This window comes from Calditerrivibrio sp., assembly GCF_049968475.1.
Lineage (GTDB): Bacteria > Chrysiogenota > Deferribacteres > Deferribacterales > Calditerrivibrionaceae > Calditerrivibrio > Calditerrivibrio nitroreducens_A.
The window spans coordinates 20,603-37,762 of record NZ_JBMFQS010000003.1; the positions used below are offsets into that span (position 1 = coordinate 20,603).

General features: G+C 35.2%; 15 protein-coding genes, 1 tRNA gene and 1 other RNA gene. 14 read left to right on the plus strand and 3 right to left on the minus strand.

Annotated elements, in window-relative coordinates; translation table 11 throughout:
- Nucleotides 1-84 precede the first annotated feature (84 nt).
- The 3 genes from ACP5Q2_RS03885 to nrfD are packed head-to-tail and all read left to right on the plus strand — an operon-like array spanning nt 85 to nt 4,205.
- Nucleotides 85-2,412, plus strand: a complete 2,328-nt coding sequence (locus tag ACP5Q2_RS03885) for a molybdopterin-containing oxidoreductase family protein (RefSeq protein WP_428097417.1) — start codon at nt 85-87, stop codon at nt 2,410-2,412.
- A gap of 16 nt (nt 2,413-2,428) precedes the next feature.
- Complete coding sequence (locus tag ACP5Q2_RS03890) at nt 2,429-2,986, plus strand: 4Fe-4S dicluster domain-containing protein (protein WP_424605045.1); 558 nt, start codon at nt 2,429-2,431, stop codon at nt 2,984-2,986.
- Nucleotides 2,987-2,996: 10 nt separating this feature from the next.
- Nucleotides 2,997-4,205: an NrfD/PsrC family molybdoenzyme membrane anchor subunit gene (nrfD, locus tag ACP5Q2_RS03895; RefSeq protein WP_428097420.1), complete on the plus strand. Its 1,209-nt coding sequence runs from the start codon at nt 2,997-2,999 to the stop codon at nt 4,203-4,205.
- A 23-nt stretch (nt 4,206-4,228) separates the two neighbouring features.
- On the opposite strand, the gene ACP5Q2_RS03900 is transcribed toward nrfD, so the two are convergent.
- Nucleotides 4,229-4,561 (minus strand): STAS domain-containing protein, encoded by a 333-nt coding sequence (locus ACP5Q2_RS03900; RefSeq protein WP_424605043.1) that lies wholly within the window; start codon nt 4,559-4,561, stop codon nt 4,229-4,231.
- 148 nt (nt 4,562-4,709) lie between these two features.
- Here ACP5Q2_RS03900 and lnt point away from each other — a divergent pair, with 148 nt between their 5' ends.
- From lnt to ACP5Q2_RS03955, 11 genes are all read left to right on the plus strand, one after another.
- Nucleotides 4,710-6,170 (plus strand): apolipoprotein N-acyltransferase, encoded by a 1,461-nt coding sequence (gene lnt / locus ACP5Q2_RS03905; RefSeq protein WP_428097424.1) that lies wholly within the window; start codon nt 4,710-4,712, stop codon nt 6,168-6,170.
- A gap of 2 nt (nt 6,171-6,172) precedes the next feature.
- Nucleotides 6,173-6,418 carry a hypothetical protein gene (locus ACP5Q2_RS03910; RefSeq protein WP_424605041.1) on the plus strand — a complete coding sequence of 82 codons (246 nt, stop codon included), beginning with the start codon at nt 6,173-6,175 and terminating at the stop codon, nt 6,416-6,418.
- A 58-nt stretch (nt 6,419-6,476) separates the two neighbouring features.
- Nucleotides 6,477-6,566: transfer RNA gene (locus ACP5Q2_RS03915), tRNA-Ser, on the plus strand.
- Between the two features lie 36 nt (nt 6,567-6,602).
- Nucleotides 6,603-6,700, plus strand: an RNA gene (gene ffs, locus ACP5Q2_RS03920) — signal recognition particle sRNA small type.
- A gap of 40 nt (nt 6,701-6,740) precedes the next feature.
- Entirely contained in the window at nt 6,741-8,612 is a 1,872-nt protein-coding gene (locus tag ACP5Q2_RS03925; protein WP_428097427.1) for a SurA N-terminal domain-containing protein, read from the plus strand.
- Nucleotides 8,613-8,830: 218 nt separating this feature from the next.
- Entirely contained in the window at nt 8,831-9,817 is a 987-nt protein-coding gene (locus tag ACP5Q2_RS03930; protein ID WP_428097430.1) for an ABC transporter substrate binding protein, read from the plus strand.
- Nucleotides 9,814-12,291, plus strand: a complete 2,478-nt coding sequence (locus tag ACP5Q2_RS03935) for an ATP-binding protein (protein ID WP_428097433.1) — start codon at nt 9,814-9,816, stop codon at nt 12,289-12,291. Before ACP5Q2_RS03930 ends, ACP5Q2_RS03935 begins: the two co-directional genes overlap by 4 nt.
- A 1-nt stretch (nt 12,292) precedes the next feature.
- On the plus strand, nt 12,293-12,841 hold the full coding sequence (locus tag ACP5Q2_RS03940; RefSeq protein WP_428097436.1) for an isochorismatase family protein: 549 nt from the start codon (nt 12,293-12,295) through the stop codon (nt 12,839-12,841).
- Nucleotides 12,834-13,316 carry a SprT-like domain-containing protein gene (locus ACP5Q2_RS03945; protein WP_428097438.1) on the plus strand — a complete coding sequence of 161 codons (483 nt, stop codon included), beginning with the start codon at nt 12,834-12,836 and terminating at the stop codon, nt 13,314-13,316. Before ACP5Q2_RS03940 ends, ACP5Q2_RS03945 begins: the two co-directional genes overlap by 8 nt.
- Before the next feature lie 44 nt (nt 13,317-13,360).
- Nucleotides 13,361-14,221, plus strand: a complete 861-nt coding sequence (locus ACP5Q2_RS03950; RefSeq protein WP_424605035.1) for a hypothetical protein — start codon at nt 13,361-13,363, stop codon at nt 14,219-14,221.
- Nucleotides 14,222-14,310: 89 nt separating this feature from the next.
- Nucleotides 14,311-15,105: a phosphate/phosphite/phosphonate ABC transporter substrate-binding protein gene (locus ACP5Q2_RS03955; RefSeq protein WP_428097442.1), complete on the plus strand. Its 795-nt coding sequence runs from the start codon at nt 14,311-14,313 to the stop codon at nt 15,103-15,105.
- Here ACP5Q2_RS03955 and ACP5Q2_RS03960 read toward each other — a convergent pair.
- Nucleotides 15,056-15,838, minus strand: a complete 783-nt coding sequence (locus tag ACP5Q2_RS03960) for an SDR family oxidoreductase (protein ID WP_424605033.1) — start codon at nt 15,836-15,838, stop codon at nt 15,056-15,058. The genes ACP5Q2_RS03955 and ACP5Q2_RS03960 overlap by 50 nt on opposite strands.
- On the minus strand, nt 15,822-17,150 hold the full coding sequence (locus ACP5Q2_RS03965; protein WP_428097445.1) for a 2-dehydropantoate 2-reductase: 1,329 nt from the start codon (nt 17,148-17,150) through the stop codon (nt 15,822-15,824). The genes ACP5Q2_RS03960 and ACP5Q2_RS03965 overlap by 17 nt, the downstream gene beginning before the upstream one ends.
- Nucleotides 17,151-17,160 lie beyond the last annotated feature (10 nt).

Sequence of the window (17,160 nt, forward strand, 5' to 3'; positions counted from 1 at the left end):
AAAAATTAAAAAAATATTGACATTATATTGTATTTTGTATAAATTTTGCTAAAAGTTTTTTATACTTTAAAAAGGAGGCATAGAATGTCTTTTAAAACAAAGTTGACAAGAAGAAAGTTTCTGGCTTTCAGTAGTGGGACTATTGCTACTGCTGTACTTGCTTCAAATCTTTCTTCTGTTAGGGCTGTTGCTTCAAAAGAAGGTGTTCCACAGGGTAAAGTTGGTAGAGAATTTGTTTTTAGCTCATGTGAAGTATGCGTAAATAAATGCGGACTTATTGCAGAAGTAAATAATGGTGTAATAAGAAAGCTAAATCCAAATCCAAAGTTTTTCAAATCAAGGGGCATGCTTTGTGCCAGAGGTAATGCTGGTGCAAAATTTCCATACGACCCTGATAGACCTAAAAAGCCTTTAAAGAGGGTTGGTGCCCGTGGCGAAGGTCAGTGGAAAGAGATTTCATGGGAAGAGGCATTTAAGGAGATCTCCCAGAAGACATATGAAATAATTAAAAAATATGACAACAGATCTGCTATTGCTTTTGCTTCCACAGAGGGTTTTCAGGAGGCATTTTTCAAGCATATGGCAGGTATGATAGGTTCTGTCAATACAGTTAGACATCCCACCCTCTGTCTTTCTTCAGTAATTCAGGGTTTCTCCGCTGTATTTGGCACATATCCTGATGCTGATATAGTCAATTCAAAGTTTGTGATTATGTCTGGTGCTAATAGAGCTGAAGCGATATACACCCCAGACACGATTGATATCGCTAAAAAACATAGGGAACAAACACTCATCTATATAGATCCAAGAGCCACTAAAACTGTTGCTATCGCAGATAAATGGTATCCGATAAAGCCTGGTACTGATCTTGCGGTTGTTCTGGCTATGATGAATGTCATAATAGCTGAAAATCTATACGATAAGGCTTTTGTGGAAAAATATACTGTGGGCTTTGAAAAGCTTGCAGAACATGTAAAACAGTACACCCCAGAATGGGCAGAGAAGGAGTGTGAAATCCCTGCCTCAGAGATATATTGGCTTGCAAGGGAGTTTGCCAAGAATGCACCTGCATCTGTGTGGTATCCTGGCAGAAGAACTTCTTGGTATGCCAACGATGTGCAGTTCAGGAAAGCTTGCGCTACACTTAACGCCATCTGTGGGTGCTGGGATAGACCAGGTGGTTTGATGTCTAAAGCACCAATAGCTATTGGTAAGCATGATTTCGATTTCATGGTATACGATAAAACAAACCCTGAAAGGATAGATGTTGGTGTAAGACCTTTCATAAAAGACCTATTGCCTCCTTATGCAAGGGAGAATTACGGATTGTTGACTGATCAATGTGCGTATTTGGGTGAAACTGATGGTAGCTGGGTGGTTTTCAGAGAAGCCATATTAAGAGGCCAGCCATATCCTGTTAAAGGTTTGTTTGTTTACAAGCAGAATCCTGTGGAATCTGTACCTAATAGAAAGAAAACGCTGCAGATGTTGAATCAGATGGATCTTGTTGTGGCTATAGACACACAGTTTTCTGATACCGCATGGTATGCTGACTACGTCCTTCCTGAATCCACATATTTAGAAAGATGGGATCCTGCTGAAACTCAGGGTGGAGTTGTTTCTATAGTTGTCGCCAGGAAAGAGGTTATAAAACCGGTGTATGATACAAAGTCTATGAGAGAGATTGCTCTTGGATTTGCAAAAGCTTTTATGGAACTTCCAGGATGGTTTGAAGATACTGATGATCCAGAAGAGGCAAAAGCTATTTTTGAAGAGTATATCGATGAGTTTAGCAAACCAAGAGAAGCACAGATGAAGCATCAGCTCAAGATGTTTGAAGGGGCTTATGAGATGTTGGAAAAAGAAGGGGTATTTTACCTTACCGATAAAAGGGCTTATGGGAAATCCCTTGAAGATGGGTTTATATTTAAAACAAAATCTGGTAAGATAGAGCTTTACTCTGAAAAATATGCAGAAAAGGGGCTTGATCCTTTACCTGTTTACAGAAGACCTGCTCAGCCAGCTCCTGGACAGTTTAGATTCGTGGTTGGAAGACATGCTCAATTTACCCATGCAAGTACTCAAAATGATGAATATTTGTTGGATGCTTTTGGTTCAAAAGAGAATATGGTCTGGATAAATTCAAAAGTTGCAGCAGAAAAAGGTATCAATAATGGTGATAGAGTTATTGTAAAAAGCAGAGTAGGAGAGCAGGTATTAAAGGCATATGTGACAGAGTTTATTAGACCAGATACAGTTTACTATGTTCATGGATTTGGTAGATTGTCTAAAGGGTTATCTCATATTTATAAAGTGGGTGGCTCAGAAGCTGAGATTCTTGAGGATTATGTTGAGACTATTTCAGGTAATGCCCTTCTTCATGAAACTTTTGTAGAAATAAAGAAGGCTTAGGTAAGAGAGGTGATATATGAGTAATAAAAAAAGATATGCTATCGTTTTAGATGCCTCTAAATGTATAGATTGCAAGGCATGTACAATTGCCTGCAAAATGGAAAACAATGTTCCCAAAGGACCCTATGCTTATAGAATATGGGTGGCAGAAAAACCATTCAGGGGGAGCTTTCCTGTTATAAAAAGGGAATTTTTACCATCCCAGTGTCAGCAATGTTCGAATCCCCCCTGTGTTCAAGTATGTCCTACGCGCGCTTCTTATCAAACTGAGGATGGGGTTGTATTGATCGATTATGATAAATGTATCCTCTGTAAATATTGTATGACTGCATGTCCATATGATGCAAGATATGAAAGCGAAAATGTACATGCCATAGACAAATGTACATTTTGTTATCATAGATTAGCTGAAGGAAGAGAGCCTGCTTGTGTGGAAACATGTCCTCCAAAGGTAAGGGTATTTGGCGATTTAAATGATCCTGAAAGTAAAGTTTCAAAACTTCTTGTGGAACATGAGCATACGGTTTTAAAACCAGAGAAAGGCACAAAGCCTAAGCTCTATTATATAGTTTAAGGAGGTAAAAATGGCTGTACATAGCGAAAATACTGGTGGAGTTTTGGGATTCTTAACTCCTGATATGTTAAAAGGTAATGATAAAATTCCATTAAAAGCAATTATTATTTTTCTAATAATAGGTGGCCTATATATTATTGGTGCTGGAAATATCCTCATAAATGGACAAGCGAAAACTCTTGGAGTTACAAGGTCTGCTCCATGGGGGATATTGATTTCTACATATGTATTCTTTGTTGCTTCAAGCACAGGTTTGGGCTTGGTATCTTCAATGGCTCATGTGTTTGGTATTGAAAAATATGAAGTAATAGGTAAGAGAGCTATTATCCTTGCAATTCTTACGTTACTTTGTGGATTTTCTGTAATAGGTATGGATCTTGGCCATCCTTTTAGAATGGCTATTTACAACGTCATCTCCCCAAATCTGCAATCTGCCATTTGGTGGATGGGTACGCTGTATAGTGTTGAACTCGTGTTTATAATCGTTGAATTCTATTTTCTGATGACCCATAATCATAAAGGGGCTTTCTGGGCTGGTTTAGGTGGATTCCTGGCAGGTATATCTGCGTATTCAAACCTTGGATCTGTATTTGCCTTATTGGAAGCAAGACCTTTCTGGCATGGACCATTTTTACCAATTTACTTCATTCTTTCCGCTATAGTTTCAGGCTCTGCAGTGATTATAATAGTATTCAGCATAGCATATGGAGGAATAGATAGACTTCCAACAAAAGCCAACGAAGCTGTTCGTGGTATAACTAAGCTTTTTGGATTAGTACTGGGAATTTTTATATTCTTTGAAATCTGGAGGCTCATCACATCTGTATATGGTGCTCCACCAGAAAAGTTTGAGGCTACAATGGCTCTTATGTTTGGTCCTTTGAAACTGAGCTTTTGGTTGTTTGAAATATTATTGGGGATGTTAATACCATTTATATTGATAATTGCCACAAAAGCTTCAAGTTTAAAGGCGGCCTACTATGCAGCTATATCTGCAATGATTGGGATCTTTTTTATGAGATACAATCTTGTTGTGGCTGGACAGATTGTTCCTATGAGGGAACCAGCACCAGGTGCAGGTATTGAGGGGGCTACTGCGGATGGTTTAGTGCATTATTTCCCATCGTTCACTGAGATAGCTGTTGTAATTGGTGCTATAGGTATATGTATAGCTCTTTATCTAGCTGCTGAAAGATTTTTGAATTTATCTGAAGAATAAAAAAGGCGGGTAAACCCCGCCTTTTATTTCATTGCATCTTCATAAGATTTATAAATTTTTAGAATCTTATCCAGGTTTGTGATCTGTAGTATCTCCATAACCCTCTGGGTGGGGGATATTAATTTTACATCTCCACCATTTTTTCTGCAGGTACTTATTTTCCCTACTAATGCACCAAGGCCACTGGAATCTATAAAGTGTGTCTGGGTAAGATCAATGATAAGGTTTATATAACCCTTATCCACAAGCTCTGACATCTTTTCTTTGAATGGTTGCGAATTACTTGCATCTAATCTTGTGGGTATCTTTATTACAGCAGCTTTTTTGTCATCAAAAAGTTCTACCGAAACATCCATCTTATCACCCCTGGTATTTTTTATAATAATATTGGATTATATTAAAAAATCAAGAAATATATTGCAACAATTGAATAATTCTGTTAATTGATGGATATATAATAAGATATTTCTGGTATTAGATGAGACATCAAAAATGGATTAGATGATGGATAAGTTGAAGATTTATTTATTGGCAGTTATTTCTGTATTTTTACTAACGATAAGTGGGCCAGGTTTTGGTTATTCGCTATTAGTTTATATTGCACTTGTGCCAGTTATCTATGGGGTTTATAAGTATAAAGACAGATGGTTCAGCATATCCATTACCTTTTCAATGTTGTATAATATTATTGCTTTTTATTGGGTGACTGAAACGGTAAATTATTTTGGGGATGTAAATATTGCGGTAAGAGTAATATTACTGATTATGCTTGCTGGATATTTAAGTGTATTCTGGGTATTATTTTTTAGAATCGTAGTAAAATTTAATAATGTATTTATTATATCGATGGTTTTTGCTGTGATAGAGCTGATTAAAGGCTTATTATTTAGTGGGTTTCCCTGGATGAATCTGGGATTAAATAGCCTGTTATATAGACCATTAGCGCTAAATGCGGCTTATGTGGGGGAGATAGGAGTCAGCTTTATTATAATGTTATCAAATATACTATTGGTATATATCATTATGGGGTATAAAAGATATCTAATCTATTTTATTGGACTTACCATAATTTCACATTTAGCATATTTTAGACTGAAGGAAGATTTTAGAAGATTTGAAAAGATAGATGTGACAATAGTTCAACCTTCGTATAATTACCTTAAAAAATGGGATCCGGATGAGAGGAGTAATGTTGTAAGGGAGGTTTTGCAGACTGCAGATGAGGCGATGAAAAAAGGTAGCAGTCTAGTTGTATTACCTGAGTCATCATTTCCTCTGTATATTCAGGATGATGAAAGAATCATGAACTATTTTAAATCCTATTCATATTATAAAGGGATCATAGTGGGTAATATAAGATACCAAAAAAAAGATGAGAGGGTTGAAGTATATAATAGTAATTTTTATTTTAATAATGGTGAAATGGATTATTACGACAAGATCCATCTTGTACCTTTTGGTGAATATTTTCCGATGAAGTTTATAACTGCACCGATCCAGAGGTACTTTTTTGGCGGTAACAACGATTTTTCGGAAGGGAAAGAGAGCAAGATCTTTCAGTATAAAGGTAAAAAAATTGGTAATCTCATTTGTTTTGAGGATGCATTTTATAAACGGATGATTGAAAATGTGAGAAAGGGGGCAGAGATTGTCGTTGTTACCACTAATGATAGCTGGTTTGGGAAATCACTTGGGAGATATCAGCATTTTGCAATAAGTATAATGAGAAGTATTGAGACGGGAAGAGGTATTGTAAGAAGCTCCCAATCCGGAATATCTGCCTGCATAGCACCGTATGGGCAAGTTACGGCAATAAAAATGATAAATGAAAAAGGGATACTTAGCTGCGATGGATATTTAAATAAAGATAATACTATTTTTAGTATCATAGGGTATTGGTGGCTGGTTTTTTTATTATCTATTGCAATTGTTATTGAAATATTATATAGAAACATAAGGAGTTGACTATGAAAAAGATGACTATTATTCTTGTGATGATTTTCATAAATGGTTCAGTTTTTGCTTTTTCCAAAGAGAGTAACTATGAGGTATTTGCCCAAAAATGCAGCAGTTGTCACGGGCTTGAAATTATCGAGAAAAAACAGAAAAGTAGAGAAGAATGGAAAAATACCATTAAAAGAATGGAGAAATATGGCGCAAAGTTTGATGGTAAGCAGGGGCAGATTTTAGAATATCTTGTAAACAGGAAATAGTTTACAAAAATATTATAGACAAATGAAAAAATCTTGTTATAATAAACATCCCTTTTTTGGAGAGGTGTCCGAGCCCGGTTTAAGGAGCACGCCTGGAGAGCGTGTGTAGGGTAATCCCCTACCGCGGGTTCAAATCCCGCCCTCTCCGTTTTGTCCACCAGGTTGTTGGTGGATATTAATAGCTCGATGGGGACTTTGCAATGGGTCGACTATGAACCCCGCCAGGTCCGGAAGGAAGCAACGGTAGTAGTTACCCCATGTGCCGAAGCAACCCTGTCGGGCTTTTATTAAATAATAAGAAAAATAACTATGAGGGATATATATGCTGAGACACTTTCGCAACCAGAGAAAAATTCTTTCAATTTTCTTGTGGATCGTGATTGCATCATTTATAGGGACAATATTTTTAGTATGGGGAGTTGGTGGCAAAGGAAATCAGAAAACTTATGCACTTAAAATAAATGATCATGTTGTGAGCTTCAATGAGTATAAGACAACTTATGAAAATATTTCAAACACATACAGGCAGCTTTTTGGAAGTAACATAGACCAAAAAATACTTTCAAGACAGGTTATTGAAGAGATAATATCCAAATATCTACTTCTGGATGAGGCAAACAGACTGAAACTGCCTGTTACAGATGCTGAAATATTGGAGGAGATCAAAAAGGTGCCGGCTTTCCAGGTAAACGGTCAGTTTGACAAAAACAGATATCTGGAGGTACTTAGATTAAATCATATCACACCTGATGCTTTTGAAAATGATATTAGAGTGAATTTGCTTTTAAACAAGATCAAAGGTTTAATTGCCACATCCATATATGTAAATGATCAGGAGATTTTAAAAGAGTACAGAATGAGAAATAAAGCGGCTGAGATATCTTACATAAAAGTTTCTCCAGAAGATTTTGAAAAAGATGTAAAATTTGATGACAAAACCATTGAGAAATATTATCTTGAAAATAAAAATGAATTTTTAGAGCCAGTAAAAGTGAAGTTAAAATATGTAGAATTTACGCCTGACAATGTAAAAATTGATGACAATATATCTGAGCAGGAGCTTCAGAGCTATTATCTAAAGAATAAGGAAAAATTTAAACAGGATGAGCAGATAAAAGCAAGGCATATACTTATAAAAATTGATAACTTCCAGGACAACTCATCTGTGGAAAAAGCACTGAAAAAAGCTGAAGAGATTTACAAAAAAGCCAGGTCTGGAGGGAAATTTGAAGAACTTGCAAAACAGTATTCTGATGATATATCCAAAAATAATGGTGGGGATCTTGGCTTTATAAAAAGGGGGATGATGATAAAAGAGTTTGAAGATTCATTGTTTAGCCTTAAAGAGGGTGAGATAAGTAAGCCGGTGAAGACATCATTTGGATATCATATAATCAAAAACGAAAAATATCTTCCTAAAAAAGAGTACACATTTCAAGAGGTGAGGGATCAGATAAGAGCGACAATACTCAAAGATAAAATTATGGCACAGTTTAAACAGACTGTACAGACAAAATATAAAGAAATACAGAGCTTTGGCAATCTGTCTGGTTATATTGCGAAAAATCCTAAGGCACTTGAAATTAAAGAGATAGGCTATCTGTCTGAAGGGGTTAACAATATTTTTATTCCACAGGATATAAAAAATGAGCTTTTAAAAATGGACAAAACAGAATTAAGCCCGCTATTTCTGATAAATGGGAAATATTATCTGTTTGAAGTTGCAGACAAGATAGCACCCACAGTGCCTCCACTGGAGAAGATTAAAGACAAGGTTATAAAATCATACATACAAAAGCAATCCTCCATCATAGCAAAGAAGAAGGCTGACGAGGCGGCAGACAAATCAAGTATTAATGAGGCTGCTAAATTTCTAAATCTTGCTCCACAGGATGTGGCAGCATTTAAAAGGATAGATCCAATACCCAATATAGGGGTGAATAGTACCATGACGGAAGCAATTTTTACAACAAAAGCACCATCTATGGTGAGGAAATCTATTCAGCATGGCAACAGCTATTATGTGATATATGTGAAAAACTTTATACCAGCTTCTGATGATAAGCTTCCGGAGCAGAGAAATACCATAGCTCAGTACCTCATCAATCTAAAACAAACAGAGGCTTACAATAGCTACATAGATAGATTAAAAAAAGATGCCAGGATTGATATATCTCCAAACCTGCTGGATTAAAAGATAAAGCATAAAAAGTCCTGTTTAATTAGTTAAAGCGCAAAGATATAAACAGGCAAAGATATTTGGGTCTTAAAAATATACAATAAAAAAACTCTCTGTGATTCTCTGTGCTATTTGTTGTTAAATAAATCGAATTTTTACTTAGATGCACCAAAAATGTGGTGATGAGGGGTAGATTCTGTTGACAAAAAAAATTTCCATTTTAGAATATAAGTATGAAAAGGATGAAAACATTCTTAATAGTAATAACATTTGTATTGTTCTTTCTGGCGTTATTTTTCATATTTAAGAATAATTCAGAGTCAAGATCATACCCACAAAAGAAAGTAGGCGTTATAATATTTTCAAAGGAATTTGAGGATAGTTTCAGGGGATTTAGCGATGGTGTAAAAAAATATAACTATTTGGATGTTGAATTTCAGGTGGTTAATATAGATGGTGATTTGACTAAGGTGGAGCCGGCACTTGAATTGTTTCATCAGAAAAGTATAAAGATAATTTTAGCCACAACGACCCCAGTTAATCAAAAAATAAAAGAGTTAAACGATAAATATGGTTTTTATGTTATCTTTACTCAGGTGGCATCCCCGCTGGAAAGTGGTTTGACTATGGATGAAAAATCGAGTGGGACAAACTTTGTGGGGGTATCAAGGTTAGCGTTTGTAACTTTAGCTAAAAGGATGGAGATATTCAAAGATGCATTTCCTGAACTTAAGAGGGTGATAATATTCTACGGTCCTAATGAGAAATTTCTTGAGAAACATCTTGCCCAATATAAGGATATTGCAGGGAATATCGGGTTAGAACTATACCTTTTACCTTTAATTGATGAAAAATCGATAGATGATGCACAAAAGCTGGTTTCAGAAAACACCGGTGTTTTTATGGCGCCTTCCCCATACTCTGTAAAATATTTTAGTAAGATTCGTGATTTTGCAGATAGAAATAGAATTCCCATTATGGCTATAGACACCTATCTGGTTCAAAAAGGTGCTACACTTGCTTATTCCCAATCTTTTTACAATGATGGAGTTCAAGCTTCATATTACCTATTCCTAACTTTAAAGGGGATCGAACCTAAAAATTTACCTATATTAAGACCTGATAAGATGGAATTATACTTGAATAGAAAAAGTATAACCAACACAAAGATGAAATTTAATAAATCTTACTTCGGTTATGCTGATAGGATTGTGGAATGAAAAGGATTACCACAGATATATTCTACAAACTGTTTATTTATAGTATAGCCCCAGTTGTTTTATTGCTGATGGTTTTCGGAATTTTGATGATGGAACATGTTTATCAGAATATCAATGAGATAGCCCATAGGCAAGTAGAAATGATGAATAATAAACTTGAAGATGAAATAGAATTTTTTGATGGAAGAATCGCACAAAGAATCGATCATTCAATTCATAGATATGGTTCAATACAGGACGATCTAAAATATTTTATCTATAGAGTGAAGGAACTTTATGATATATATATCGTGGATAAAAATGGTAAAGTTATTGATGGGGAATCTAAATTTTATCGTGTAGATCGGGGTAAACCATTAAATATTGATAACCATAGATATCATGTGGACGATATGGAGGTAATGATTAGGTTTGACAAAGATCTGGCTGATGGTAATAGAGTAGTTTTTAGATTATCCATCAGAAAGATTCTGGACATGGTTTGCTACTCAAACAGCGAGTTTGAATATTTTGTTGTGGATAAGATGGGTAATGTGATATACGATTCAGATCCATCCATATATGTCAAAAGGATAAATTTAAAAGGGTTGGGATTTTTGGAAAGTGGTGGGAAGAACGTTTCAGGTTATTATCCATTGCCAACAGAAACAGGGTCGATCGAACGAAATTACATTAATATAATAAAAGATCTAAATGACGAACTTATTTACGGTGTCAAAGTAAATACAGATCTTTTGAGAAAAGAGATGCGAAAGATTTACCTTCAGACTGGCATGATCTTTGTTGTTTATCTTCTCATTTTATATCTTATTGCTAAATATCTATCAAAATATCTGTCTAATCCTATTATTGCTCTTAAAAGATTTTCAGAAGAAGCTTCAAAATCAGAGAATCTTAATTTTGATGAAAAAGATTTTCCGGATAATGAATTAAGAATACTTGCTAAAAATATTTATGAATCATTTTTAAAAATAAAAAGGCTGAAAGATGAATTGTTCATTACCCTTATGAGTATTGGTGATGGTGTTATAGTTACAGATAATAATGGTAAAGTAGAGATGATGAATCAGGTAGCTGAAAAAATCACCGGATATAAAAATAATGAGTCGGTTGGAAAACCGCTGGTGGAAATATTTAAAATAAATAATGAGATTACAGGAGTGCAGGTGGAAAATCCAGTTGGGAGGGCTTTGAGAGAGGGGAAAATCGTTGGTCTTGCAAATAAGACTGTGTTAACTGATAAAAATGGAAATAGAAAGATAATATCAGATTCTGCAGCACCTATAATTGTAAATGGGGAAGTTAAAGGGGCTATCTTAGTATTTCGGGATGATACGGAGAAAGAGAAATTCAAAAAAGAGATGATCAGAAAAGAGCAGATAGAGACGATTGGGCTTGTGGCGGGTGGTATCGCCCATGATTTTAACAATATCTTATCAGCTATTAATAATTATATGCTTGTGGCTAAGATGAACTTTGGGGAAAATGAAAAGGTGGTTGAATTTGCTAACAACGTCATAACACTTTGTGGAACAGGTAAATTTCTTGCCAATAAGCTGCTGGTATTATCAAAGGGTGGGGAACATATGACCCTTGTGGGAACGGATCTTTTTAGTCTGATATCTGAAACTGCAAGATTTGTATTAAGCGGCACAAATATAAAATATGAAATAAAAAAGACTGATTATTTGTGCTATGGACTTGTTGATCAGAACCTTGTGGCTCAGATATTTCATAATCTTTTAATAAATGCAAAGCAGGCAATGCCTGAAGGTGGGGAAATCAATATAGGTATAGAAATTGATGACTCTTTTCTCATTCATGAAAAGCCATCAATTAAGATAACCGTTAAAGATACAGGACCGGGTATCCCTGAGGATGTAATAGACAATATATTCCAACCTTTTTTTACAACCAAACAGTATGGAAGTGGATTGGGGCTTTATATCGTAAAAACAATTGTGGAAAAACATGATGGTAGGATTAGCGTTGAAAGTGTAAGGGGTAAAGGGACTACTTTTACAATAAATTTACCTGCATCAGATAAATGTGGTATAGAAACTGTAAAAGTAGATAAAGAAGTGGAGGCAGATAGATTCTGTCATAAGATACTGATAATGGATGACGAATACTTTGTAAGAGATTCATTGGGTATGGTATTTGAAGGTTTGGGATGTGAGGTTTTCATGGCTGAGGATGGTGATGAAGCTTTGAAAATATATAAAGAACATCTTGAGAGGGATAAAAAATTTGACATTGTATTTCTGGATATTACTGTGCCGATTGGTAAAGGTGCTAAGTATACAATAGAGAAGTTAAAAATAATCGACCCCGACGTAAAAGCTGTTGTTATGAGTGGATACACCGACAGTGATATTATGGGAAATTATAAGAGTTATGGTTTTATCGATGTTCTCAGTAAGCCTTATGACAGAAAGAGGATCATAGAAATTCTAAGAGAAATAGGAGGGTAGCATGTTTATGCCTAAAAGGGAGAATTCTGGGCTTATCATTATTGATGTACAGGAAAATCTGGTTAAGGCTATGAATCCAGATATATATAGAGAGAAACTTTCAAATATGATAAAACTGGCTAAATTTGCAAAGCTTATCAATCTACCTTATTTTATCACACAACACTATACAAAAGGTCTGGGGGATACTGTTAAAGAATTGCGGGATATCTTAGGTGAGGGATATTTTGAAAAGATCCATTTTTCTGCATACAGAGAGCCCGGATTCACTGATTATCTATGTGAGTGTAAAAATATATTTGTTATTGGTATGGAGGCTCATGTCTGTGTATTGCAGACAGCTCTTGATCTGCTGGATGCTGACTATAATGTTTTTGTTGTGGAGGATGCGGTATTATCCATAAAGAAACACTGCTGGAAAAATGCCCTTGAATATCTCAAAATTGCTGGGGGGATACTCACCAATACAGAAACTTTAATTTTTCAATTGCTGGAAAAGGGTGGGACAGAAGAGTTTAAGGAAGCTTTGAAAATTATTAAAGATGTATGAGATTAAAAAAAGATTATACAGTAAATTATTGGCATTAAACAGTAGGTCAGTTGAAATATTTGGTGTGGATTTGACTGGGGTAACAATCAAGTGCGAACTAAAAGGTATTGCCGCCGGTAAGTATTACCCAAAAAGAGGTTTAATCAATCTTAATAAAGATCTTATACAAAGATATCCGGATGATATGATAAATAATATTTTATGTCATGAGGTGGCTCATCATATTACTTATAAATTGTATGGAGGTAGGGTAAAACCTCATGGTAAGGAATGGAAAGATATATGTATCTCTATAGGTGGTGTACCTGAGATTTACCATAGTCTTCCAACAACTAAAGTGAAAAATTATAAGAGATACAAATACATTTGTGATTGTGGTGAACATCTACTGACAGCCACTAGGCATAACCGTATACAGAAAGGTGTTGCATATTTTTGCAAAAAATGTAAGAAAAAGCTGTCAGAAGGGAGTTAATTTTTCAAAAATTAATTTACATAGATTTATGATGGATGGTTTTTATGATTAAGTTTCTTAAAACTGTTTTTTTGCTGTACATTGCAATATCGATAATGGGTTGTGGAAAAAAGTTAGACCCAAAACCTAAGGATTCTATCATCATCCCTGCCCCACAGAACGTTATCCTTAAAAATACTGATGATGGGATATACATAAAAAATAATGAGAAATATGTTTTATTTATAGAAAAGTCATCAATTGATGACTTGAGGTGTGCTGAAGACTTTAAATTTTTGATAAAATTAAAGCCTGAAGAGGAATTTGTTGACAAAAACGTCATAGAATCCCATAGCTATGTGTATAGATTTACAAATATGGATGAAAATATCGGGGTGGAATCTATTTTTAGACCTAAAAGCATCCTCTTTTCCCGCCCTATAAGTATAAAAAGTTTTGTCATTATGCCAAATCCAAATGGTGAAGCTCTGATATCGCTACAGTTTGATAGAGTGCCAAGAGGATTTATAGTAAAGCTAAATGGCAAAGATCTTGGTAGATTTAGTGGGGACAATGTGACGATTTTGCTTGAGGAAAAGGAACAGAATGAGATCGTAATTATACCATATGATCAGTATAACAATACTGGGGTAGAAAAAAAGATCATTTTCAGTAATCCTAAGATATACTTTTTAACGCCGCCAGAAAAGATAAAATTTATAAGAGATGAGGATAAGATCTTTTTAAGCTGGGAGGCGGTGCCTTATGCAAAAGGGTATAGAATCTATGACAATGAATCTAATCTAATTATCGATACAAAAGTAAATTATGCTAAGATTGTATCCTCTAAATGCATCAATTTTTACATATCTTCCTACAATGATGTGACAGAATCGGATAAGAAATTATATAAAAATTGTGAATAATTTTTGTATAATTTATTTAGGAGGCTGATATGGGTAGATTATTTTTTCTTTTTAGTTAATTTTTCAGTTTTTGCTGAGTTGTACTTAAAATGGGGGTGTTTCCATATTCCAATCCCCAAAAGGTGGTAACTGATTACTCACATATTGCTGAAAAGATATCAAAAGACTTAGGTTGCAAGGTAAAAATCTATACTGCTACTACCTATGAAGAATATATGAACAAAGCTAGTAATCTTGAATATGATATATTTGTCCCATGCGTTAGCTGTATAGTTAAGTTGGTTACAAATAAGGTTCCGTTGGAGGTAATAGCTGCGGGATACCCACCCTTTAAGGGGGCAGTGATTGTTCGACATGATTCTAAAATAGATAGTCTTAATAAACTCAAAGGTATTAAGATAGCAGCTGTGGGGGAGCATAGCTTTGGAGGTTATCTCTTTTTAAAATATAACCTTCAGTCTATGGGTATAGATATACAGAGGGACAATTTTATCTCTTTTGTGGGGAAAACAGCCTATGTTCTTATATCTGTGTTGAATGGAAAGGCTGATGTGGGTGTTACAAGATTGGACGTGTTAAATGAAGATATTTATCTTAATGTCAGGAAGGATCTCAAGGTTATTTACGAAAGTGATCCTATTTTAAATTTTCCGTTTGTTGTTTCAAAGAGTATGGATAAAGAACTCAAGTTAAGTATAAAGCAGTCTCTTTTTAGCTACATTCCGGATAAAAGTAATAACAGCTTGAAGTATGAAAAGATTATTGAAACTACTAGTGAAGATTATGTGATGTTTGCAAAAAAACATGGTATAAAATCTCTTTTTAAGCCACATTTTAAAGGGATTTTACTTTACCACCATCCACAAAAATTGTGCTTCCGGTGATATACGACGATGCATCAGATAATAGAAAAGTAACTACTTTGCCAATCTCTTCTGTAGTTCCATATCTAAGAAGTGGGATAGCGCTTTCCTCTGATGATCTTTGGGCTTCAATGGAGATCCCCTTATTTTTAGCATTTATCTCATCAAGAGCTTTTACTCTATCAGTATATATCCTACCGGGGGCTACATTGTTAAACCTGATATTGAATTGACCGTGAGTTATCGATAGAGATTTTATAAGACTCTGTACGCCGGATCTGAAAACATTTGATAATAGAAGAATATCTATAGGCTCTTTTATAGATGTGGAGGTGATGGTAACGATACTGCCGCTGTTATTTTTCTTCATATAAGGTAGAACCTCCCTTATCATTCTAACTGCACTCATAAGGGTGAGATTGTAGGCATTGAGCCAGTCTTCTTCAGAAAGATCTTCAAAAAAACCTGCTTTGGGTCCACCAGCATTTATCACAAGTCCGTCTATGCGATTATATTTTTTATAAGTTTCGTTAATCCAATTTTTAATTGAAACAGGATCAGATGCATCCATCACAAACGCAGACACTTCGGTGTGTTGTTTTAATTGTTGGGCTGCTTTATCAATTTCAGATCTGTTTCGACTTGCAATTGAAAGGATAGCTCCTTCCTTTGCGGTTTCCTGAGCAATACCGAAGCCTATCCCTCTACTGGAAGCAGCAACTAATATTACTTTATCTTTAAGATTTAAATCCATTCCATCCCCTATTCTTTAGAATATTTTTAAAATCTTCTATTATCTTTTTATGGTCGAATGCTATATCTTCTGGTAATTTATCTATATTAAAAAATTTTGCATCTTTAGCATCATCAGCAGCTTTTGGATCATCATCAGAAAAGGTGTAGTAAACAATACTTACTGTGTGAAATCTACTGTCTCTTCCAGGATCGGAATAGACCCCAAGCATTTCAAATTTATTCACAGCTATCCCTGTTTCCTCTTCCAGCTCCCTTTTGGCGGCATTTTCTACAGTTTCTCCATAGTCTACAAATCCACCAGGAATTGCCCAGCCGTAGGGTGGGTTTTTCCTTTCTATCAGGAGGATCTCATTTTTAGAGTTGCAGACTATCATATCCACAGTAAGTTTTGGGGTATAGATATATTTTTTACCATATTTATACTTCAAAAGTTTGTATATCGTTTCAGTATATGGGGCGGGGTTTGTATCTTTTAATCTATTTATTACTGGCAACATTATCCCATCCACTTCAGGTATTTTTAGCTTTTGTATATCCTGCAGCATACTGGTTTTGTAATTGTATAGGTTACCCTTTACATCCATGATTTTTTCCAGATAATCCTGTGGGATCTCAACACCATCTTTCTTTGCAGCAAGGCAACCTTCCACAAGCATCTTTTCCATGATATATCTACTATGATCATTTTCCACTAATTTGCCGCAGGTGGCCTCCAGAAGTGCGGAAAGAGGGTTGAAAATAAGATTCCAGAGGAGTTTTTTCCACATTACAAGTTTTATGTCATCTGATATAGCGCAGGGGACATCTATACGGTCAAATATCATTTTTATAAGCTTTAAATCAGACTCTAAAACGTTACTAGTATAGGCACCAAGTATTATACGGCCATCGGCTGAATGGGTTACCTCTCCGGGGCTGTCTACAGATGATCCCACAAAAACGGATGCGGCCACGACTTTGTGATCTGGCAGTAATGAAGCGATGGTGGAGGGGTTGTCTATTCCATTTTGCATAGAAATTATTATAGATTCTGGCTTGATAAAATCTTTGATCGATGCACAGGCATTAGCTGTATCCTGAGATTTTACAGCTATGAAAACTATATCATATTGGGATTGGGGTATGTCATAGGCTTTGACGGGAACTATTATATGACCGTATCTATAACTATTTATAGTTAAACTCCCCTTATCCTGTAATCTTTTTAGGTGTTCACCTCTTGCTATAAAATCGATATTATAACCTTTATTTGCCATGAGCCCGCAGAATAAAGATCCAACTGCACCGGCTCCGAAACATAACATTTTCATAAAAAAACCT